Annotated in this window: 15 protein-coding genes, 1 tRNA gene and 1 pseudogene; 7 read left to right on the forward strand and 10 right to left on the reverse strand. The window is 58.3% G+C overall.

Translation table 11 applies throughout. From position 1 onward, the window contains the following. The first annotated feature begins 356 nt into the window (after window positions 1-356). Window positions 357-433: transfer RNA gene (locus EJ997_RS02020), tRNA-Val, on the forward strand. Between the two features lie 64 nt (window positions 434-497). Beyond that, window positions 498-632: a hypothetical protein gene (locus EJ997_RS13695; RefSeq protein WP_265936838.1), complete on the forward strand. Its 135-nt coding sequence runs from the start codon at window positions 498-500 to the stop codon at window positions 630-632. 311 nt (window positions 633-943) lie between these two features. On the opposite strand, the pseudogene EJ997_RS02025 reads toward EJ997_RS13695, so the two are convergent. The 5 genes and pseudogenes from EJ997_RS02025 to EJ997_RS14030 form a co-directional block, all read right to left on the reverse strand. Beyond that, a pseudogene (locus tag EJ997_RS02025) lies at window positions 944-1,327 on the reverse strand (IS1634 family transposase); the annotation flags it as partial. A 301-nt stretch (window positions 1,328-1,628) separates the two neighbouring features. Next, a complete protein-coding gene (locus tag EJ997_RS02030) occupies window positions 1,629-1,862 on the reverse strand; it encodes a hypothetical protein (RefSeq protein WP_126703106.1) in 234 nt (77 codons plus the stop codon). A 115-nt stretch (window positions 1,863-1,977) separates the two neighbouring features. Continuing rightward, a complete protein-coding gene (locus EJ997_RS02035) occupies window positions 1,978-2,427 on the reverse strand; it encodes a helix-turn-helix domain-containing protein (protein WP_126703107.1) in 450 nt (149 codons plus the stop codon). Between the two features lie 206 nt (window positions 2,428-2,633). After that, on the reverse strand, window positions 2,634-2,792 hold the full coding sequence (locus tag EJ997_RS12810) for a hypothetical protein (protein ID WP_164719637.1): 159 nt from the start codon (window positions 2,790-2,792) through the stop codon (window positions 2,634-2,636). A 129-nt stretch (window positions 2,793-2,921) separates the two neighbouring features. Continuing rightward, on the reverse strand, window positions 2,922-3,503 hold the full coding sequence (locus EJ997_RS14030; RefSeq protein WP_407644353.1) for an HNH endonuclease family protein: 582 nt from the start codon (window positions 3,501-3,503) through the stop codon (window positions 2,922-2,924). A 473-nt stretch (window positions 3,504-3,976) separates the two neighbouring features. Between EJ997_RS14030 and EJ997_RS02050 the strand changes: the two genes are divergently transcribed. The 3 genes from EJ997_RS02050 to EJ997_RS02060 all read left to right on the forward strand — a co-directional run bounded on the left by EJ997_RS02050 (window position 3,977) and on the right by EJ997_RS02060 (window position 6,580). After that, window positions 3,977-4,279, forward strand: coding sequence for a putative quinol monooxygenase (locus EJ997_RS02050; RefSeq protein WP_126703109.1), 303 nt, complete (start codon window positions 3,977-3,979; stop codon window positions 4,277-4,279). A 146-nt stretch (window positions 4,280-4,425) separates the two neighbouring features. Beyond that, window positions 4,426-5,646 carry a chromate efflux transporter gene (gene chrA / locus EJ997_RS02055; RefSeq protein ID WP_126703110.1) on the forward strand — a complete coding sequence of 407 codons (1,221 nt, stop codon included), beginning with the start codon at window positions 4,426-4,428 and terminating at the stop codon, window positions 5,644-5,646. Window positions 5,647-5,776: 130 nt separating this feature from the next. Next, complete coding sequence (locus EJ997_RS02060) at window positions 5,777-6,580, forward strand: GTP pyrophosphokinase (RefSeq protein ID WP_206501755.1); 804 nt, start codon at window positions 5,777-5,779, stop codon at window positions 6,578-6,580. A gap of 105 nt (window positions 6,581-6,685) precedes the next feature. Here EJ997_RS02060 and EJ997_RS02065 read toward each other — a convergent pair whose 3' ends face one another. Both EJ997_RS02065 and EJ997_RS02070 read right to left on the reverse strand, forming a co-directional pair. Next, entirely contained in the window at window positions 6,686-7,645 is a 960-nt protein-coding gene (locus EJ997_RS02065) for an AEC family transporter (protein WP_126703111.1), read from the reverse strand. Window positions 7,646-7,815: 170 nt separating this feature from the next. Continuing rightward, the gene (locus EJ997_RS02070; protein ID WP_126703112.1) at window positions 7,816-9,501 is read right to left on the reverse strand and encodes an ABC-F family ATP-binding cassette domain-containing protein; all 1,686 of its coding nucleotides are present in this window, start codon (window positions 9,499-9,501) and stop codon (window positions 7,816-7,818) included. A gap of 318 nt (window positions 9,502-9,819) precedes the next feature. On the opposite strand from EJ997_RS02070, the gene EJ997_RS02075 reads away from it, so the two are divergent. Next, a complete protein-coding gene (locus EJ997_RS02075) occupies window positions 9,820-10,329 on the forward strand; it encodes a SixA phosphatase family protein (RefSeq protein ID WP_126703113.1) in 510 nt (169 codons plus the stop codon). Window positions 10,330-10,504: 175 nt separating this feature from the next. Then, on the forward strand, window positions 10,505-11,080 hold the full coding sequence (locus EJ997_RS02080; protein ID WP_126703114.1) for a CDP-alcohol phosphatidyltransferase family protein: 576 nt from the start codon (window positions 10,505-10,507) through the stop codon (window positions 11,078-11,080). Window positions 11,081-11,163: 83 nt separating this feature from the next. On the opposite strand, the gene EJ997_RS02085 is transcribed toward EJ997_RS02080, so the two are convergent. The 3 genes from EJ997_RS02085 to EJ997_RS02095 all read right to left on the reverse strand — a co-directional run bounded on the left by EJ997_RS02085 (window position 11,164) and on the right by EJ997_RS02095 (window position 14,540). Then, the gene (locus EJ997_RS02085) at window positions 11,164-11,526 is read right to left on the reverse strand and encodes an META domain-containing protein (RefSeq protein ID WP_164719715.1); all 363 of its coding nucleotides are present in this window, start codon (window positions 11,524-11,526) and stop codon (window positions 11,164-11,166) included. Window positions 11,527-11,686: 160 nt separating this feature from the next. Beyond that, complete coding sequence (mgtE, locus tag EJ997_RS02090; RefSeq protein ID WP_206501756.1) at window positions 11,687-13,039, reverse strand: magnesium transporter; 1,353 nt, start codon at window positions 13,037-13,039, stop codon at window positions 11,687-11,689. 343 nt (window positions 13,040-13,382) lie between these two features. Beyond that, entirely contained in the window at window positions 13,383-14,540 is a 1,158-nt protein-coding gene (locus EJ997_RS02095; RefSeq protein ID WP_126703117.1) for a threonine synthase, read from the reverse strand. Window positions 14,541-14,584: the final 44 nt, after the last annotated feature.

Genomic DNA, 14,584 nt, shown 5'->3' on the forward strand with positions numbered 1-14,584 from the left:
GAGTAGCAGAGGGGACGTATGGCAGGTATAAAATCTTGCCCGATCTAGAACTTGGCGCGTTTTAAAACATCGATCGTTGATGCTGGCCTCTAGACCACGCGTTGACGGAACCAATGTGCGTTCTACAAGTCTTGGAAATATTCTCAACGCCAAAACGAACTGCCGGATGCGAGGCCTGCGCGTCAGAAGGCGAGAGAGGCGCTAATCACTCCCGCCTACTCGACGCTAACTCTGGTCCCGGATTGTGTGCGCTTCTTTACACTTCAAAGATTGGTCCTCGCCAAGTAATCCGTGTAAAGTCACTAATCGATCAGCACCGCGTGATCAGCTCTCGCAGGCGAGTGTTAAGCGGGGCTGGGCCTGTAGCTCAGTTGGTTAGAGCGCCACGTTTACACCGTGGATGTCGGGGGTTCGAGTCCCTCCGGGCCCACCAGAAGGTCGTTGTTCAAACCGGCGATATTACCGGTTTGAGACCTCGACTCAGCTGCCCGCCCCTCGTGGCGGGCCGTTATCGTCTGCACACCGCGGCCGAAGAACGCGCTGAACGGTTCCCCCGTTTCACCGATGACGGTGCCCTCCTCGCTGAGGTAGAGCTTGTCGAAGAATGCCTGGTTGGCGATGCGCCGCAGTGAGTCATCGATGCTCATGTACAACTTGTAGCAGTCTCTGCCCAGTGCGAGGCAGTCGTCCAGGTGGGCGCTTGCCAGTTCGTACTCTATGTCACCGGCTTCGATCTGTGATTCGAGGAACGCGAGTCGTCTGCCGATGCGATCCTGCTCCGACTTGAGGAGATCGAGCGGCACCGCCCCCGCGTAGTGGGCTTGCAGAAGTTTTGAACGTTCGGCTTGGAGGTCGTCGGGGACGGGTTCAGTGGCGGTGCGGTGGTGGTTACCGCTGTTGATCGTGACGGTGCGGTAACGCCAAGCGGTGGTGATGAACTTCTTCAATGCCCACCCCGTGAGGGCCCCAGGCGCCAGGCCACGGCCAGGGCGGCGAACACGACGCTCAGATGCGCCTCGATCGATTCGTGCTGGTGATGATAGATCGGCCGGGCCGTCAGATCGTGCTTACTTATCCGGAACGACTTCTCCACCTGCCATAGGTAGTGGTAGGCCCCGATCACGAACTCAGCCCCGGCGACCTTGGGGTCCAGGTTAGGGATGTAGGCCTTGTAGCCGGCCAGATCACGCGCATTTTGCACCAGCTCCTCATTCAGCGCACGGTCTTGGCCGGTGACTTTCAAGAACCTGTTGCGCTTGATCGGGGTGTTGCGTGCGATCGCGTTCTTCGCGTTCTCGACCTGCTTATCGATCCCGCGCAGGGTGCGCCGGGCCCGGGCCCCGCGGTACTAGTGAGCCTGTCAAGATTTCTGTCCACAACGACTGCAACTGGCACGCCCTGCACGACACCCCAAAGTTCACTCTCCGGGTTGGGCTGATCGGCCGAACATTACCCGCAGGGCAGGACACCTGACCAGGCACCCCCGTGACCCCTTCTTGGGCCCTGAAGCGGTCTACCAGAAGGCTTGAGGCGGGTCATTTTCCGACCAACGCTACGACCAGCCCCACCCCGAGGGCCCCACCCCGTCAGACCCTACACATTCACGCGACAAGCTCTGCATGACATCATTATTGCGGGTCACCACCCGTTGCCTGGGTCCCACACCAATTATTCAGGAGTCCCCTAGAGGCCAAGTCGCTCGGGTCCCAGACGCCGTATTCGTCGTATCCATTGCCGCCGGGGTCCATGGCGGCACGTCCGGCGGCAGCAAGGAAATCGGCGCATGACTCGCAGTACTCGTCATCGAGTTCATCGACATTGAATAGCTCCCCGCACTCTTCACAGGTGGCAGTGGATGACATTGATCAGACCTCCAGTTGTTGGCGCTCGCCGTTAGCAAGACGTTCTTGGAGTGAGCATACGCTGGTTTGATTGACCATGCGGGTAGACCGCATCTGCAAGGCTCGCCCCTACCGACTACCCATTGATAGCTCGCAAGTGCTTACCCTGGGTGGCCTCGGCCGCGTGGGCCTTGAGCCACCGCCCCACTGTGGCCCGCGAGAAGCCCCCAGCCTTCGCGATCTCCTGTTGCGTCGCGCCGTCGCCGTGCATATCAACTGCCAGCGCAACCTGCTCCTCTCGCGTGACCTCCTCCGTACCCTCCTCGGTGGCGGCTGGAGCGGACGACTTCAAGGCACGAGTGGGCTGGGCCATGGGCGCAGTAACCTGCCCGGTTCGGCTCTCGACCTGCTCAGGCCCAGGGAGGGGAGCTACCTCTGGTACCAGTGCAGGGTATGGGGGCAGCTCGAAGGCCGCCACCGCCGGGCTTGGCCCAATCTGCCCGTTGCCCAATTCTTCACCATAGCCGCGGATCTTACCTGCGCCCTGGCCCCCGCCGGGCCTGTCGACCTCGGGTGAGCATGACAAGCTGGTTTGGCCCCGTGGTGATGGTTTGAGTTGGCCCCACCCATGGTCGTGTATTTCTAGGGTTTCTCCCGTGTGCGGCGTTCCGCGGCGGGGAGGGCCTGGGGGCTCGTTACTCAGGGGACCTCCATTCCTGGCCTGGGTGGTGCGTAGGTGGTAGGAGCGGGTGCCGGTGTTGATGATGTGCGCGTTGTATGTGAGCCGGTCGACTACTGCTGCCGTGCGGCCGCCACCAACAGCTCGTACTCGGCATCAGTGTGGGCAGAGCCCACGTGCCCCATTTCCCGGCGCCCGCCCTTCTTGGAGTACTCGATCTGCACCGCTCGGGCACCCGAGGCAGTCTTCACGGTACGAATATGGGGCGACATGCCCCAATTTAGTGCCCCAATCCCGGCCCCATCACCAACAAAACCCCAGGTCAGAGAACCGCCGCACCCGCCGAGCAAGAAAAGTGAGCCAAGTCGGGTCTTAGGCGCATCATGAGCAAGAGTTTTCGCCTACTCCAAGTCTATTAAGCGCGTGTCGTCCCAGCTCCAATAGAGAGCTCCCTGGTATGCGCCGGAACGGGTATTGGTGCCATCTCGTAGTTTCAGTTCTCTTGTGAGAGGCGATAAGTTCCACTCCTTGCCTTCGAAGAGTACCTTAGAGTCGCCCACGACCCGAGCTGTGATGGTCGGTTGAGAGATGAACTGAATAGCCTCTCCGATGAGGCGATTTAGCACTTGACGTGAGTCGAACTGTGACGATCGGCTACCAACCTGATTCCAGTTGCTGCTGTACTGGAAGCGTCCTGGAAGCAGGAGTGCATGCTTGACCAACAGTTTAACCAAGTAGATCTGGCGGCGCTGGATCGCTTGATCATCCCAGACCTCCTGATCGACTACGTAGTTTTGGGTGACTTGTAATCCTGAGCGCCCTAAGTAGAGAGCTCTCTTCTCCTGAAAAGACCGATTCCCTAGCCCTTGGTTATGCCTAATGAGCGTAATGTTTCCGACATTGTTCACATATTGTTGATGAACGTCATCCGCAAGTTCCCCTAGATGAGCATGCCAAATAGCGCTTAACTTCTGAGGCATTATATGTTCAAGCTGAAGGTACTCATCGTCCCACGCTGGACGAGATTAGTAGTGCCCCTTAGAGTGGTGTAGCCCCGGGGTGGTCGTGAGCAAGGCTGGTGCCAACTTCTTCAGGCAGTGTCTCGTAAATCATGAGATCTCCTTTGATCCGGTTATGAAGCAAGACATGCATACATGTGAACGTTCACTCGTCAACGAAATTTGATTCGTAAAAACCCTGGTTGCGGGGCTAACGTCCCAGCTTCCGGCTTGCCTGCCAACCTACGATCGTTCTTTTAGCGCGTTTCGCTACCTGCATTGCCGCTATTTGCTTGACGTGTTGCCTAATGCTCAGAGCACCGGGCAAGCCCGTCGTGCACGCTATGTCAAAGCTGAATCACGATTGCTCCATGCGTTTGCGGCACGCCATAACGTGTCGCCTCCAGGAATTTCAAATTCCCTGCGCGCTCCGTGCCGGTGTCCGTTAGCCTCGAGATATGACATTTGCGAATGTAGGAACCCTTGGAGCCTTGCCCGGAAAACGCGATGAACTTGTTGCGATCCTGTCGCGGCGCAATGATGAGCTGAAAGCCAGCGGTTGCCTGCTGTACGAAGTGGGCGTGAATGAGAGCGCACCGGACACGGTGTTTGTGGTTGAAATATGGGACTCTGCGGAAGACCATCAGTCTTCACTGAGCCTGGAGAGTGTTCAGGCTGCGATTACTGAGGCGCGCCCGATACTGTCGGGTGTCATGGATGGCTTCCGGTTTGACGTCGTGGGCTCACCGCTCCGAAGCTGAACTCTCGACCCGAATCTAAACTCTCCGAGTCTCTTCGTTCCTGCTCAGAAATTTGTCGCTAACTCGTCGATGGGACACTTCATGGTCGCGATATGGAGGGACGACGTTCTTGACGTGGCGCTATTGGGCCAGCACAGTTAACACTGATGGTTGACGAGCCTGCACCACGCTCCACCCCTGCCCGATCGGGGAGCGTCTGGGAAGTCTTTTGGGTATTTCTTCGACTGGGGCTTACCTCGTTCGGTGGTCCCGTCGCACATCTCGCATACTTCCGTGAAGCCTTTGTGGAACGCCGGAAATGGCTGACAGATAAGGTTTACGCCGACATTGTTGCCCTGTGCCAGTTCCTCCCGGGACCGGCCTCCAGTCAGGTCGGCATGTTAATTGGCCTTTACCGGGCCGGCTATACGGGGCTGCTAGCCGCGTGGGCGGCGTTCACTCTTCCCTCAGCCATTCTTCTCGTGGCTTTTGCGTATGGAGCTTCGTCGCTCGACGATGCCCTGGGCGATGGCTGGCTGATAGGTCTCAAGGCTGCTGCAGTTGCTGTTGTTGCTTATGCGGTCCTCGGCATGGCGACGAAACTGGCCCCCGATACTAAGAGAGCGACGATTGCGGTCGGAGCGCTTGCGGTCGTGCTTCTTGTCCCCGGCGTGCTCGCTCAGATCCTGGCCATTGTTGCCGCCGGCATCATCGGACTGCTCTGGTTGCCGTCCGAAAAGAACGAACCGGTTGAGCAGGATTCGTTCCGCGTAGGGGTTGGTAAGAAGGTCGCAATCGGAAGTCTCCTGGTATTTGTTGCTCTTCTTATCGGTCTGCCGTTGCTGTCTGCCGCGACGAAGAATGAATCGGTGGACCTTGCCGACACCTTCTATCGAACCGGTTCCATTGTTTTCGGCGGCGGACACGTTGTTCTTCCGCTATTGGAGGTAGAAACAGTCCAGGCCGGCCTAGTATCGGCCGACTCGTTCCTTGCTGGATACGGTGCCGCGCAGGCTGTTCCCGGTCCGCTCTTTACCTTCTCTGCCTACCTGGGATCCGTCACCACAGCGGGACCCACCGGGATCACGGGCGCAACGATTGCCCTGATTGCGATCTTCCTGCCATCCGCCCTGCTGGTAATCGGAGCCCTTCCGTTCTGGGAGGACCTGCGCCGTAATCGCCTGGCACGAAAGGCCCTCACCGGAATCAACGCGGGCGTCGTGGGTATTCTTGCCGCGGCTCTCTACATGCCGGTGTTTACTTCGGGGATTACTGGAGCAAAGGAACTCGTCCTTGCTGCTGTTGCCTTCGTTGCCCTCCTCTCGTGGAAGGCACCCGCGTGGGCCGTGGTCATCGGCTCCGCACTGATCGGGTGGGTTGTCTTCTAGGGATCGCTCCGTCGATCATCTTGGCCCGTTACCCGCCCATGGCAGATATTCGCTTCTGTGGCTCTGTGACGCGTGGGCGTAAACTCCACTCTTTGGGTGTTTTTGTAGCCCGGTGTGCTATCCATGTCCTATGGACCGCCCCGAAAATGCTGAAAACCAGCCTGACACTGCCGATTCCGCACCGCTAGCTATTGGAGTGCCCCTTAGCGATGACGCTATGAGGGAGAGGGTGAGTGCAGCCTTCGAGCTGAGAGAAGCTTTTGCTCGGCTTTCACTGGAGTATCAGGCCGGGCTCGATGAGGTGCTGACGAAGATCAATATTCTTAGGGCTGAGTTTGAGCACCTTCATGAATATAGCCCGATCGAACACGTGACGACACGGCTCAAGAGCCCGAAGAGCATCATGAAGAAGATGCGGCGTAAGGGCGATGTCCTCACTCTCGGGAACGTGCGGGAGTGCGTGCGAGATATCGCGGGTATTCGGATCGTCTGCAGTTTCATTCAGGACACGTACAAGGTGGCCGAGGCTCTCATGAAGCAGCAGGACGTCAACGTTCTTGAGATCAAGGACTACATTAAGGACAGCAAGCCGAATGGATACCAGAGCCTCCACCTGATCGTAGAGATCCCAGTGTTCCTTTCTCACGAGGTGGTTAAGGTCCCGGTCGAGGTTCAGATTAGAACGATTGCCATGGACTTCTGGGCAAGTCTCGAGCACAAGATCTACTACAAGTTCGATACCGAGATTCCCGACTTCCTGCGGGAAGGGCTCCTGGAAGCCGCAGAGACCGCGGCGCGCTTGGATCGGCAGATGGAGGAGATTCATACCGAGGTCAGGCAACTCAGGCCGCCTTCACCAAGCAGGAAGTTTTCCGTCGCAGATGACTACATCATTCCAACCGCCGATGACATCGATGAGCTCCTCAAAGAGTAGATGAGCGTTTCCTGCCGAGGACTTCAAAGAGCGACTCGTTTATCCAAATGGATAAGTTGATCATTCCCTCATCACACATAGTGAGTAGCCGGCAGGGAAGTACCCCTAGATCCAGCCGATTGCTCCGAGAACCGCCGTCCATCCCGCCAGCGTGAAGAACGACAGGAGGGTTGACAGCATCATGGCTGCGGTCGTGACATCCGCTTCTCCGTAGGGCTCTGCAATTGACGGCATGATCGAAAACGGCGGCAGGGCGCACGTGATGATTGCTGCTGCCCGTAGTTCGTTTGGTAGATCAGGTAGCCCAATCGCAATGAAGCTCATAAGGAGGCCAAAGGCCACAGTTGGCATGATGAGCAACTTTGAGCCGACAATCATGAAGATGTCGGCGAGGGCCCCTTTGATCTGTAGGCCGACCAGCATGCCGCCCACGGTGAACAGGGCAACGCCCGTTGACGTACCGGCAATCAGGTCCACGCTACGGTGCAGGAACTCGGGAAGAACAAGACCGACCGCGTTAAGAACGAGAGCCGCGATGATAGCGATAACGAGCGGATGGAGGAGCACCCCGCGAATCGTTGTGATCACCCGTTCCCTGATTGTGCCGGTGCCGATCGCTTGCTCGGCAAGAAACAGAGTCAGTGGGATCGTCAAGGTGTTGTCGACCAGCATGTCCATGCCGACCGCGGCGCCCGCCCACTCTGGAAGAAGGATGAGAAAAATTGGCAGGCCAATAAACCCGTTGTTGGTGCTCGACATGCCCATGCCCAGGAAAGCCCGCCTGGCGGGGGTCCGTTTTTTGGCGGCCGAGTACCCGAAGGCGATCCCAAACATGATGAGAACCGCCCCGGCGTACGTGAGCAGATACGTTATTTGGAAAATGTCGCTCGCGGGTTTGCCGTAGATGTTAAGAAAGATGAGGAGTGGCAGGGCGACTTTGACAACAAAGCGCGACAAGACCGGCATGTCGTCTCGGCTGAACGGGCCGAATCGGACGAAGCCATAGCCCACACCGACAACGAGGAAGATCGGGACGATCGCAGTCACGATGTTGTTCAACGCCACTCCAATCCGCACAATTGATCACAGCCGGATGTGAACGCCCGGCGAGCACTTATCCACTGTAGACCGAGAGCGCCCTAAAAGCCCGGTTTGCTGGTTGTTGCACCGGCGGTGGGATCCGGAAATTGTTCGTTGCTTCCGGACCCCACCGAGGCGGAGATTGCCAGGGCCCGCTAGGTTCCCCTGGTTCCCAAATCGGTGCTGTGCATATCCCCACCAGGGGCGCTGCCCATAGCCCCAGCCTCGACACTGTTATCGGCTCCGATGTCGAGAGTGTCCCATCCTGCCACGTCCCGGATTAGCTTCCGGTCGTGGCTCGACAGAACGAGTCCGGCGGGAGTATCGAGAAGGGCCTCGGTCAGCTCATCGACAAGGGCGATCGATAGATGGTTCGTTGGTTCGTCGAGAACGAGAATCCCCGGATCGGCGGAGAGGATGAGCGCTAGATGTAGCCTGCGTTGCTGGCCTATGGACAGGTGCTCGACTCGCTTGCTTTCTTCACCGGGGCTCAATAGGCCAAGCCCTCGAAGCGGGATTGCGGACTTGAGCTTTCCGGTGGACTCGAGGGAAGCCAGATTTGAATCGTATAGATCGGCGGCCCTCCTACCCGCGGGTAGTCGCGTCTCCTGAGGGAGGAATCCGATTCTTCCCACCCGAGATACGGAACCGGTGTTGGGATCCAGGTGGCCGACGAGAACGGAAAGAAGCGTGGACTTTCCAGACCCGTTTGGTCCCGTGACGAGCAGGCGAGTACCTCTCGTTGCCTCCACCGACACCGGTCCATTCAATCGACCGCCGACGCTCACGCCCTGCGCCGAGATTCGAACGATCCGCGATGATCGCAGGCGGGGGAAGCTCAGGGGAACAGGTGGTTCCGGGATCGAAAGCTCGTGTGCCTCAAGGAGTGCCTGCCTGCGTTTCACCGCGGTGACAACACTTGAGGCTCTCGTTGCTCTCATATGCTTATCGGTTCCCTTCACCGGCCGCCAACTGTCGACCAGCCGTCCCTGAGCTGCCGCGAGATCATTTTCTAAGCGTTCCCGCTCTACTTCTTGGACTGCATATTCCTGCTCCCACCGTGCCAGCTCGGCGCGATGACCGAGACGGTACTCGTCGTAGCCGCCGAAAACCCGGGGCTTACCATCGCTTGTCGGATCCAGGTCAACAAACGATGTCGCCACATCCGCGAGAAGTGCTCGATCGTGGCTGACGAGAACGATCCCGCCACGCCAACTCTTCAGCTTTTTCGTCAGGAAGTCGATTCCGCTCCGGTCTAGATGATTTGTTGGCTCGTCGAGGATCAGGAAGTCCGAATCCCCGCCCACGAGGCAGGCGAGGCGGACGCGGTAGCGTTGCCCCACCGACATGGTGGCCAGCGCCCGGTTGCGATCGGTTTCTGCCCCGAGTGCGGCAAGAGCGACATCGACTCGACGTTCGGCGCCCCACGCGTCGAGCAGTTCCGCTCGTTCAAGCGCGCGTTCGTATGCCTCGAAAGCAGATGGATCCCCGCCCGCCATCGCATCACCGGCCCGATCGAGGTCAGCAAGTGCTGTGATCGATGGGGCAATGGTTTGGCTTACGAGGTCGCCGACTGTTTGCCCATCATCGGAGTGCATTTCCTGCTCGGAAAATCCAATGCTTCCGTGCCGGGATACTGTCCCGGTGTCCGGGGCGAGATCTCCTGCGAGAACTCGTAAGAGCGTGGTTTTGCCGCGTCCGTTCTCACCGACAACGGCGATCCTGGATCCGGGGGAGACAGAGAGGTTTATACCGGAGAGAACAGTCTTGTCTCCCAGGACAACTCCGACGTCTGTCAGGGTAATTGTGGCGCGCGAACGCGCCGGAAAAACGGTAGTCATGTCAAGTTTCCTTCAACCTCACACACGCGTGAATACGGCCTGCTTTATTGGCAGGCGCTGTCAGGGTGTGCAAAAACGGTGACCGCAGGCGGTCATGGCAACGTGGTCGTCATGCTCGGAGCAGACTCAACGAGCTGAGAGGACCGGTGCGTCCGTTACATGAAGAAATGATGAAGCATGCTGGAAGAGTAACACGTGTGCAATGGCTGAACGAGGGAGTATCGGTCGTTCGTGACGATAACAGTCGTGAGGTTGTTAAGTGATGACTCTTAGACCGTTGTCCGATCAGGGTAATCTTGCGGCTGGTACTCTCACGCTATGCGGACATTTATTGTTTTGCGCCACGCAAAGTCTTCGTGGGATACGGGGGCTGCGGATCATGAGCGGCCGCTCAACAATCGTGGCATGCGCCAGGGTTACGCAGCGGGGGAGTATCTCCTGGAGAACCATTGCTCGATTGACCGTGTTCTCTGTTCGACGTCGACCAGGACCCGGCAGACCCTGGAGAGGGTCATGGAGGCTGGGATAGATCCGGCTGAGGTCACTTTTCATAGTGAGATTTACGAAGCCGATGTCGCGGATATTCTTCCCGTGCTGAGATCGGTTCCCGATGAGAATGACTGTGTTCTTTTCATTGGGCATTTCCCAGGGGTCGAAGACCTTGTGGAATATCTCGATACTTCCCTTGAATCGAGGCAAGCCGCGGTCCTGCTCATTGAAGAGGGTTTCGTCACGAGTGGGATCGCGGTCCTCACAATCGATACCTCGTGGGCGGAGCTCAGAGAAGGAAGCGGGAAGCTGATCGATTTCGTGCCAGCGGGACGATAGGGCACGGGCGGTAGGGCATACGGTCCTGCGTACCCGCTGATACTTTGCCGCATCGATCTGTGTAGGGCGCACCTTGCAACTACACACGGGTGGGCCGATTTCACCTTTCTGAGTGCAGGGCCGGGAACACCTTCTCGATAGGATGGGCTAACGACACGAGAAAGTGGACCTGACGATGGAGCCGAAGCTGACCCGGGATGATTGGCTGACAGTACCGAACATCATTACCGTGATTCGACTGCTCCTTCTGGTTCCCATTGCCTACCTGCTGGTGTTCGACATGGCACCGGTCATGACCGCGATCCTGCTGGTCATTTTTGGTGCAACCGACTGGATCGACGGCTATATTGCCCGCAGATTCAATCAGGTCAGTCGGGTGGGTGAAGTGCTCGATCCGATTGCGGACAGGCTTGGAGTCGCTGTTATTGCGATCTTCCTCGTTGTCGGTCATCACCTTCCCGACTGGATTGCCTACTGCATTGTCGTCACCGACCTTGCCCTGGCAACCATCTACCTCATCTTCAAAGCAAAGCATCGCCCAAAAGTCAGCTATCTCGGTAAGATCCGTACGGCGGTTCTCATGGCGGGGTTACCGCTCACCGTGTTTGGCAGGATCCAGGAACTGGACTTCATTGGCACCATCGGAATCGGACTCACCGCCCTCGGGGCTATCCTCCACGCCGTCACCGGAGCGACATATGCGTGGGAGATCTATCGAGTCAGCAAACAGAACCGAGAGATCGAAAGCTAAACTCTCGAGGCCCGTAGCCTATCTCTCCACGCCGGCTATCTCGCTGGAAGACGCCGTCCGATCTGCGGAGCAACCGCCATGTCCTACTTGTGAAGGGTGCCGATAGGTTCCCCCGACTCATCGAAAATCGACATCTCGTTCCCATTAACCCTTGCCGAGGTCATGTGGGAAAGCCAGGTGTCGACGCCTTCGCAGAACATGAGAGTGGAAAAGATGCGGCTGAACTCAATCGTGTCGGCGTCCTGAGCCCACTCACCACCCAGGTGATTGCAACCGTCATTCCCAGTCACGGAACCATTGCTTTCCAGGACGAGGAAGGCATTCGCGTTATCGGTCGCCTTCCAGGTGCCCACGGCGGTGTTATCTGCCGAACACCCACCCACCATCACGCAAAGCATGCCCGTGGCAATAGTGAGCAGTCGCAGACGACGAGCCAGAAACATCATGTGGCTCCTCTCGTTATAGGCACCGGTGCCTTCCTGCACCGACTCCGATCGGCCCATGAGGCAAACTTCTGACTCCGATTCTCTCACGGTGGGAGCAGGGTGCGGCTAGGGAAGTGAGATCTCGGTGCCGCGGTCCTAATGTTCCGACGTGTCTTTATTCCTAGATTCCGAGGACGGCTTTGGCGATCAGGAAATAGACGATGAGCCCGGTCGCGTCGACAAAGGTTGTGATGAAGGGATTGGAGAACACGGCGGGGTCGACGTTGAGGCGCTTCGCGATAAGAGGCATGATGCCACCGATGCTTGCCGCTACCGTACACACGGCGAGCAACGTGAGTCCGATTGTCAGCCCTATCGGTGCCCCAAAGATAGCGCCCGTCATGAGTGCACCAATGAGCCCGAGAAGCGTCCCGAGCGTGAACCCGGCTGCGCACTCGCGGAGAAGAACTCGAAGTAGGTCCGAGGTGTGAACGTCACCGAGTGCGATTGCGCGAGTCACGGTTGTGGCGGCCTGGTTGCCGGTGTTTCCGCCGGTACCGATCAGAAGCGGAACGAACAGGGCGAGGACGGTGACTTGCTCGAGCGTGGCTTCAAAGACTGAGAGGACCTGAACGGTCAGCGTGGCACCGACCGCTAGAACGAGGAGCCACACAATCCTTGAGCGAACAAGTTGCAGTACCGGTGTTGACAGGTATGGCCGTCCAAGCGGTTCCATCCCGCCCTGGCGCGCGCTGTCCACCGAATCTTCGTGCTCAATGATTCGTCCAGCATCATCGACCGTGAGAATCCCGAGGAGGCGACACTCCCGATCCACAATGGGCAGAGCCAGCAGCCGTAGTTCAATGCAGATTCGGGCTGCGTCTTCCGCTGAATCATAGGCGCTTGCAACCTCAGCTTTTGACATGATGTCCGCGATGACGGCATGGGAATCTGCCGCGAGGAGCTGCCGCAAACTAATAATCCCGACAACACGTCTCGCATTGTCGACGACGGGGATCGTGTAGATCGTCTCAGCATCCCCAAGACGTTTCTGGATCCTCGACAGCGTGTCAGCGGCCGTGTATGTCGCCCGGGTCGAGACCACCTGCGGGGACATGCGGCGACCAATCGATCCTTTCGGGTAGCCAAGAAGATCGGTGGTGAGGCGGCGTTGCGCACCGGTCAGCCCTGTCAGCAGTCGTGTTGCAAGACTTGCCGGGAGCTCATCGAGAAGCAGCGCTCGATCATCCGGATCAAGGCCCGCAAAAATCTCGGAGACCTCCCGGTTCCGCAATCCTTGAATGAGCCCGGACTGTTGCTTGGGGCTCAGAATGTCAAAAACTGCCGAAGCGCGGTCCTTGGGGAGCAGGCGAAATAGCACGGGCTGCTGAGCAGCGGGAAGTCGTTCAAGAATATCGGCTGTCTGGGCGGGGCTTGCCGGGTTGATGCGGTCGACGACGGAGGCGAATTTACCTCCGGATAGCTCGGGCTGAATCGCCTCGATAATGGTGGTGACGTCAACGATCTGGCTCATGGTGGTCCTTAGGTAAAGCGGAGCCATCCCACGGTGGGGCACGGCTCAATTTCACCACGCCCTCAGGTGCCTAAAGATACGGTGACAAAGGTCGACCGGGAGTCGGCAGGGAGGACGTGGTCCTTAATCGATGACGGGAACTGTCACTGTTCACGGCCCTCACCTCACTCTCAACGGTCGGATATGGCGCGTATGCGCGGTCTCTACTATACCCTGACTGCACGCCCCAGCCCATCGCTCGCGTCACACGTGTCCCAGCTACGGTGAAGGATCGTTCGACTGCCGGGAGGAAGCGTTATCTTGTTGCATTGCAGAACGTCACGTACTTGCACCGCGCAAGAAGCTAGGACGCCGCTCCCGGTTGGTTGTGATCGCGGACGTCGCTAATGAGGTCGCTCACTTTGTTTGAGGCCTTGAGTCCAGAACCGGTGAGGAGAACAACGGTGGTTTCCGACTTGGCGATATGGCCGCGCTTCAAGAGTATGTCGAGGGCCGCGGCTGCTGTTGCGCTTGTGGGCTCAACAAACAGGCCCGCGGATACGAGCCTTTCGAGAGCCACCGCAATGTCCTGTTCGGGAACAGCGACCGAGGATCCGCCGGAGTCACGCAGCGCCGCCAAGATCTGGACCATCCGTAAGGGTTTCTTAATTGCCGTGCCTTCCGCAATCGTAGGAAGCACCTTCCGGTTCGGTACGTGGCCCGAATGCGCTGTGAAGGAGGCGTCGACGGGGGAGCAGTTGAGTGGCTGGGCCGCAAATAGCCGCGGAATGTGGGAGATCATCCCGGCGTGGAACAGCTCGGTGAACCCCAGCCAGCATCCGAGCAGGCTACTCCCGGCACCGACCGGAACAATGATCGAATCGGGTGCGGAGAACCCGAGATCCTCCCATATTTCGTAGGCCAGTGTCTTCGTTCCTTGCAGGAAGAAGGCCTGCCAGTTGTGACTCGCGTAGAACGTCTTATCCGAGTGTGAGATGGCAGCATCTTGGGACGCTTCCCTCGGTCCGTCAACCAGTTCAACGTTTACGGCGTAGGAACGCATCTGGGTGATCTTTGAAGGCGAGGTGCTTGACGGGGCAAAGATCGTGACATCCATGCCACCGGCAGCCCCGTAGCCAGCTACCGACGATCCACCGTTGCCGGAAGAGTCTTCGAGAACCTCGGTCATGCCGCGCTCCCGAAGGTAGGACAGCATGACGCTCGTGCCACGGTCCTTGAAGCTGCCCGTGGGGTTCAGGAAATCGAGCTTGAAGAGTGGCCGGAAAACGCCCCAGTCCTTATCGATCAGGGGAGTGAGTCCCTCGCCGAGCGTAATTGGGTGCTGAACCGGTACGGGCAATGCTGCCGAGTACCGCCACAGGGTTGGCACGGACGTGTCGATGTCTTCGGGAGTGAGACCCGAGCCTGGTTCAATCCAGAGCGGCCGACCGGTCTCCGATCGCCATCGCGGCTCGTCGAGGCTGTATCGGGATCCATCTACCGTGTCGACATAGTGGGGCATGGCCTTATCGTAAACGGCAATCACCTGCTGAAAATGGACACTCG

The organism is Flaviflexus ciconiae (genome assembly GCF_003971195.1).
Classification (GTDB): Bacteria; Actinomycetota; Actinomycetes; order Actinomycetales; family Actinomycetaceae; genus Flaviflexus; species Flaviflexus ciconiae.

What these genes read in the sequence shown, in the direction of transcription:
- EJ997_RS02030 (WP_126703106.1), bottom strand. Translation starts at nt 1,862, where the DNA reads ATGTCATCCACTGCCACCTGTGAAGAGTGCGGGGAGCTATTCAATGTC.
- EJ997_RS12810 (WP_164719637.1), bottom strand. Translation starts at nt 2,792, where the DNA reads ATGTCGCCCCATATTCGTACCGTGAAGACTGCCTCGGGTGCCCGAGCG.
- EJ997_RS02050 (WP_126703109.1), top strand. Translation starts at nt 3,977, where the DNA reads ATGACATTTGCGAATGTAGGAACCCTTGGAGCCTTGCCCGGAAAACGC.
- chrA (WP_126703110.1), top strand. Translation starts at nt 4,426, where the DNA reads ATGGTTGACGAGCCTGCACCACGCTCCACCCCTGCCCGATCGGGGAGC.
- EJ997_RS02060 (WP_206501755.1), top strand. Translation starts at nt 5,777, where the DNA reads ATGGACCGCCCCGAAAATGCTGAAAACCAGCCTGACACTGCCGATTCC.
- EJ997_RS02070 (WP_126703112.1), bottom strand. Translation starts at nt 9,501, where the DNA reads ATGACTACCGTTTTTCCGGCGCGTTCGCGCGCCACAATTACCCTGACA.
- EJ997_RS02075 (WP_126703113.1), top strand. Translation starts at nt 9,820, where the DNA reads ATGCGGACATTTATTGTTTTGCGCCACGCAAAGTCTTCGTGGGATACG.
- EJ997_RS02080 (WP_126703114.1), top strand. Translation starts at nt 10,505, where the DNA reads ATGGAGCCGAAGCTGACCCGGGATGATTGGCTGACAGTACCGAACATC.
- EJ997_RS02085 (WP_164719715.1), bottom strand. Translation starts at nt 11,526, where the DNA reads ATGATGTTTCTGGCTCGTCGTCTGCGACTGCTCACTATTGCCACGGGC.
- mgtE (WP_206501756.1), bottom strand. Translation starts at nt 13,039, where the DNA reads ATGAGCCAGATCGTTGACGTCACCACCATTATCGAGGCGATTCAGCCC.
- EJ997_RS02095 (WP_126703117.1), bottom strand. Translation starts at nt 14,540, where the DNA reads ATGCCCCACTATGTCGACACGGTAGATGGATCCCGATACAGCCTCGAC.